We start from the raw sequence: 237 nt of genomic DNA, 5'->3' as shown, positions 1-237 counted from the left end.
TGCATCCATAGCTCAGCTGGATAGAGTACTCGGCTACGAACCGAGCGGTCGGAGGTTCGAATCCTCCTGGATGCACCATCTCTCTTAAAGTGGCATTAGCGGCTTTATAAGAAGTAGTACGGTACAGCGTTAGCAGCCTGTGTCACGGTGAGTAGTTAAGCACCCTGCGTTATACAAGAATTAGCAATGCATCCATAGCTCAGCTGGATAGAGTACTCGGCTACGAACCGAGCGGTC

General features: G+C 50.6%; 1 tRNA gene. It reads left to right on the top strand.

Annotated features, from left to right (window positions below):
* The first annotated feature begins 1 nt into the window (after nucleotide 1).
* Nucleotides 2-78: transfer RNA gene (locus tag IBT46_RS27145), tRNA-Arg, on the top strand.
* The last annotated feature ends 159 nt before the right edge of the window (nucleotides 79-237 follow it).

The sequence above is a fragment of the Erwinia sp. S38 genome, assembly GCF_016624545.1.
Lineage (GTDB): Bacteria > Pseudomonadota > Gammaproteobacteria > Enterobacterales > Enterobacteriaceae > Erwinia > Erwinia coffeiphila.
This window is presented reverse-complemented; position numbering and strand designations above follow the sequence as displayed.